This is a genomic window from Spongiactinospora gelatinilytica, from assembly GCF_003236385.1.
Lineage (GTDB): Bacteria > Actinomycetota > Actinomycetes > Streptosporangiales > Streptosporangiaceae > Spongiactinospora > Spongiactinospora gelatinilytica.
On record NZ_POUA01000493.1, the window covers coordinates 1 to 4,635 of the forward strand.

Annotated in this window: 3 protein-coding genes, 1 tRNA gene and 2 pseudogenes; 4 read left to right on the top strand and 2 right to left on the bottom strand. The window is 67.2% G+C overall.

The annotated features are described in order from the left end of the window. Positions 1–626: pseudogene (locus C1I98_RS35520) on the bottom strand (hypothetical protein); the annotation flags it as partial. A gap of 209 nt (positions 627–835) precedes the next feature. Here C1I98_RS35520 and C1I98_RS35525 point away from each other — a divergent pair. The 4 genes and pseudogenes from C1I98_RS35525 to C1I98_RS45920 all read left to right on the top strand — a co-directional run. Beyond that, on the top strand, positions 836–1,333 hold the full coding sequence (locus tag C1I98_RS35525; RefSeq protein WP_199537468.1) for an XF1762 family protein: 498 nt from the start codon (positions 836–838) through the stop codon (positions 1,331–1,333). 70 nt (positions 1,334–1,403) lie between these two features. Then, the gene (locus C1I98_RS35530) at positions 1,404–2,417 is read left to right on the top strand and encodes a DNA-methyltransferase (RefSeq protein WP_111171687.1); all 1,014 of its coding nucleotides are present in this window, start codon (positions 1,404–1,406) and stop codon (positions 2,415–2,417) included. Next, entirely contained in the window at positions 2,410–2,706 is a 297-nt protein-coding gene (locus C1I98_RS40895) for a hypothetical protein (protein ID WP_146607841.1), read from the top strand. Before C1I98_RS35530 ends, C1I98_RS40895 begins: the two co-directional genes overlap by 8 nt. Before the next feature lie 2 nt (positions 2,707–2,708). Beyond that, positions 2,709–3,641 (top strand): annotated as a pseudogene (locus tag C1I98_RS45920) (recombinase family protein); the annotation flags it as partial. An 875-nt stretch (positions 3,642–4,516) separates the two neighbouring features. Here C1I98_RS45920 and C1I98_RS35550 read toward each other — a convergent pair. Next, a tRNA-Arg gene (locus C1I98_RS35550) sits at positions 4,517–4,589 on the bottom strand. Between the last annotated feature and the right edge of the window lie 46 nt (positions 4,590–4,635).

The window sequence follows — 4,635 nt, forward strand, 5'->3', positions numbered from 1 at the left end:
CCTCGACGCGACATCCATGAACTCCGCGCGGAGCCGGAGGTGACGCCCCTGCCTCCTTTCTCATGGTCGGAGTCGGATGCGGTATCTGAGGTGATCCGGCTCCGCGCGGAGTTCATGGATGTCGCGTCGAGGGGGGCGATGGCCCGCGCGCCGGTACGAAACCGTTCCTGTGTCTGCCGCGCCTGCGCACACAACCGGAAGCGCAGGTTGGGCTGGTCGAGGTCGGTAGTACGGACCGCGTCAAGGAAGCGGGTCAGTACCTCGTGATCGATGACCGCCACATCCGGTACCCGCCTCCCGGCGGTGATCTCGTCGGCGATCCGGCTGGCGATCGCGCGCAGGGTGGGCAACGCGATTCCGGTGATGGCGGCCTGCCACAACGGGCCCCCGGTACGGGCCCGGCTGACCAGTTCCCGCCACACCGCATCGCGAGTCGCGCCGCTCAGCAGTGGATGCCGCAGCATGCTGCGCAGCTCGTTCAGCGGGATGGGCCGCTGCGGAAGATCGGGCGCGAGCGTTCCATCGATCGTCAGGCAGTGCGGCTGTTGGCAAAGAAGCTGGAAGAGATGCTCGACGGCGTCCAGTGTGAGGTGCCGGCGGGCGGGCTGGTGGGTCTCGGATTGCATCGGTGACTCCCCGGCGCGAGGAAATTTCGGTTGCTCGCCATCCGGTCTAGGGGTCGGCTCAGGCAACCCTCTGGCGGAACCCGAAGCGCCCAGCCCGCCGCCACCAATGTCGTTACCGCAGGTCAAAGCCCATATCGGGGAACCTGCCAATGGTTTGCCAGTGCTGGCGCCTCAACTGGAATCCATCTGAGGAACGCCCCGCACCGCCCGTGAACTCACCATCCGCACCCGGCCGCCACGCCGCTGAGGCTCACCCGGCCGTCCGGCAGCGCCTGGTCATCGTCCCGCTGGCCATCCGTACCGCCCGCGCGTTCGTCGCCTGGCAGCACCGCCACCTCGGCCCGCCGCCCGGCGCCATGTTCGCCATCGGCGTCACCACACCCGACACCACGCTGGTGGGCGTGGCCATCATCGGCCGCCCCACCGCCCGCGCCTTCGACGACGGCTTCACCGCCGAAGTCACCCGCCTGGCCACCGACGGCACACCCAACGCCTGCTCGGCCCTTCTGGGAGCGGCCTGGCGAGCCGCCCGCGCCATGGGCTACCGCCGCCTGATCACCTACACCCGCGCCCGCGAACCTGGGACCAGCCTCCACGCCGCCGGCTATCGCCGCGTCACCATCCGCCCACGCGCCTTCAGCTCTGCTGATGGCATCCAGTGGACCCTGTGGGAGATCACCGCCGCGGGTCTGGGCGGTGGACGGTGATCATGAGGTTCATCTCCGCTCTGTGCGCCAGAGTGCAGTTCGTGGCTCCGCTGCTGCTGGGGACGGTGTCATGAAACCGTTCTGGAGCGACGATCAGGCCGTACTGTTCGCCGGTGATGCTCGGCAGATCCTGGCCGAGATGGCCGATAAGTCGGTGGACTGCGTGGTCACCAGCCCGCCGTACTGGGGGCTGCGGCACTACTGCGATGGCGAATACGGTCAAGAGCCGACCGCCCAGGAGTACGTGAGCAACCTGGTGCGCGTCTTCGCCGAGATTCGGCGGGTGCTGGCCGATGACGGCACCTGCTGGCTCAACCTGGGTGACTGCTATGCGGCGAACTCCGACGGCTGGGCCCGTGGCAGGGACTTCAACCCGCACCAGCCGTTGCGGCGTCCGCGCGCACGCCTGTGCGTACCGTCGAAGAACATGCTGGGCATGCCGTGGAGGGTCGCGTTCGCTCTCCAAGGCAGTGGCTGGATCCTGCGCAATGCGATCGTTTGGCACAAGCCGAACGCGATGCCGCAATCGGTACGTGATCGATTGTCCAACCGGTATGAGCTGATCTTCTTGCTGGTCAAGCAGCGAACGTACTGGTTCGACCTGGACCCCGTCCGGCAGCGGTATAGCGGGGACCGATCACCGGCCCGACGGGCACGGTCCGGTGCCAACAAGCCGAACAGCATCGCCACACCATGGCCGCCGGCCGGGAAGTATGCCGACACCGGGGACGCTCTGGCGGGCAACCGGTACGGGAGCGCGATGCGGCCCACCGGCAGGCAGCACGCCGCGGCCCATCCCCGGGGCAGCAATCCTGGCGACGTCTGGTCGATCTCCACTCGGCCGCTGCCCGAGGCGCACTTCGCCGCGTTCCCGATCGACATCCCGCTGCGGGCGATCGCCGCCGGTTGCCGCCCCGGCGGCACCGTCCTGGACCCCTTCGCCGGGAGCGGGACTACCGGCCTCGCCGCCCGCCGCCTGGACCGCATGTTCTGCGGTATCGACCTGAATGTGGCGTATTGCGCGATGGCCAGGGACCGCATCATCGCCGCCGCTCGCGATCTCAAGGGGGACGGGGGTGGCTGAGGAGCTACAAAAGGCCTGCTCAGGGCCTCCCAACGCGGGCTCGGATGCGTACCATGACAGGCCCGGAACGGTAAGTGACGACAGCGACACGGTAATAGGACCACTGCACGTGCCGGTCCCGGCGAACCGGGATACGGCGGCGGCGGATACGAGGCAGGTCACGATCAAGGTAGAGGTCGTCACGCTGCCCGGCGACCAAGGCAGGAGGCTGCGCGACGGGCAGGCGCGCATCGTTCACGCCATCTTGCTGTGGATCCAGCACCATCATCCAGGGAGGAGCGGAAGGTGAGCATGTGGGGCGGCGCGGCGGGCGATGACCCGTTCAACGGGCTGCGCGTGGCCTGGTGCGGACGCACTTCGACCGAGGATCGGCAGGATCCGACACTGTCGCTGCCCCGGCAGCTTCACAACAGCCGGGCGGCCCTGCCGCCCGGCGCGTTGATCGTCGCGCACTTCTACGACATCGAATCCGGGCGGAAAGACCTCGAAGACCGTGGTTTCGGTACCGCGCACGAACGTATTTCCATCCCGGTGCCCCGGGATGGCGGCATCCAGGATCTGCTCGCCGAAGCCGGTCGTCCGGATCGCCGGTTCGATGCGGTCATCTGCGAGTCCATCGATCGTATTTCCCGCCGCACCTTCTACGGCACCAAGATCGAACACGAGCTGGAAGAACTCGGTGTGGCGTTGTTCGCCTCCGATGAGCCGATAACGCTCAACGGGAAGCGCGCCACCGCGATATTGACGCGCCGGGTCAAGCAGGGCATCGCCGAGTGGTACGCCGTTCAGATGCTGGAAGCCTCCTGGGACGGGCTGCGGACGCATACTCAGCAGGGATGGAACGTCGGCCGCCCGCCCTACGGCTATGACGCGGACAAGGTCCCGCACCCGGTTCCCGCAAAGGCGTCCGAAGGGAAAACGAAAACCCGGCTCGTTCCCGATCCCGTTCGCGGGCCGGTGATCACCCAGATCTTCACCTGGCGTGTGCTCCAGCGCCTGGGCTATGGGGATATCGCCGACCTGCTCAACACCGACCTGGAACGGTACCCGCCGCCGGAATCGCTCAACCCGAATTTCCGGGACCGTAACGCCTGGTCGCGTTCGGGGGTCAGGGAAATGCTGCTGAACCCGAAGTACACGGGCTACATGGTGTGGAACCGGAAGGCGACCACCAGCCGCCGGGGCAGCAGTCGCAGCATGCTCAACCCCCCGCATTTGTGGGTGTGGTCGGCGGCGCCGACCCATGAGCCGCTGGTCACCCGGGAGATGTACCAAGCGGCTCAGCTCGTGGGCGGCAAACGCGGCACCTCACGCTCAGGTGGCGGCGGGAACCGCCATCCGCAGACCCGGCACGTCTACCGGCTGCGGTCGTTCGTCCACTGCCACCAGTGTGATCGCCGGATGTTCGGCCAGACCGAGACCCGCCGCAAAGCCCAGGATGTGTATTACGCCTGCCAGCCGGATCGTAACCACCGCGGCCGGGAAGACCGCTTCCCCGGCCATCCGAAGGTCATCCGGATCCGGGAGGACACGTTGCTGGATGCGGTTCATGATCTGTTTCAGCGGCGGATCTTCGGCCCGCAGCGGCATGAACTCCTCGCTGCCGACCTGCCTGCCACCAGCCGGGAGGCCGAGACGGAGTGGGAGTCCCGCTGCCATGCACTCCAGGCCGCAGCAGCGGCGATCATGAATAAGCAGGAGCGGCTGATCGCTCAGATCGAGGACTGCGACGCAGGGTCGGAACTTTCCCGCCGCCTGCAAGCGCGCTTCGCCGAGCTGGAGACCGAGCGCCAGGACAGGCTCCGCGAGCTGGCCGAGGTGGAGGCCGATCCACCGGCCCGCAACGATCACGCGGACCTGCTCGGCATGATCCCGCTGCTCCAGACCGACCTCGCCAAGCCGCCTGATGAGTTGCAGTGGGAGCTGTTCTCGGCGTTCCACCTTGAGATCCGCTACGACGCCGCGGCAGGTGTCGTGCTGATCAGAGTGACCCTTGCTGAAGACACCATCGAAGGAGTGACGACCATGACCCAGCAACTCGCCGCCAGCGGCGAACGATGCCCATCGGGCCAGAACAGGACCGCCGTAGATTTCGTGCGTGCCCCCGGCAGGATTCGAACCTGCGGCACCCGCTTTAGGAGAGCGGTGCTCTATCCCCTGAGCTACGGAGGCTGAAGGACTGAAGCCAAGCGTAGCCGAAAGTTGGGTGGGGTGGGGC

Excerpts from the sequence above, each read along its gene's own strand:
- C1I98_RS35530 (WP_111171687.1), top strand. The coding sequence starts at position 1,404 with ATGAAACCGTTCTGGAGCGACGATCAGGCCGTACTGTTCGCCGGTGAT.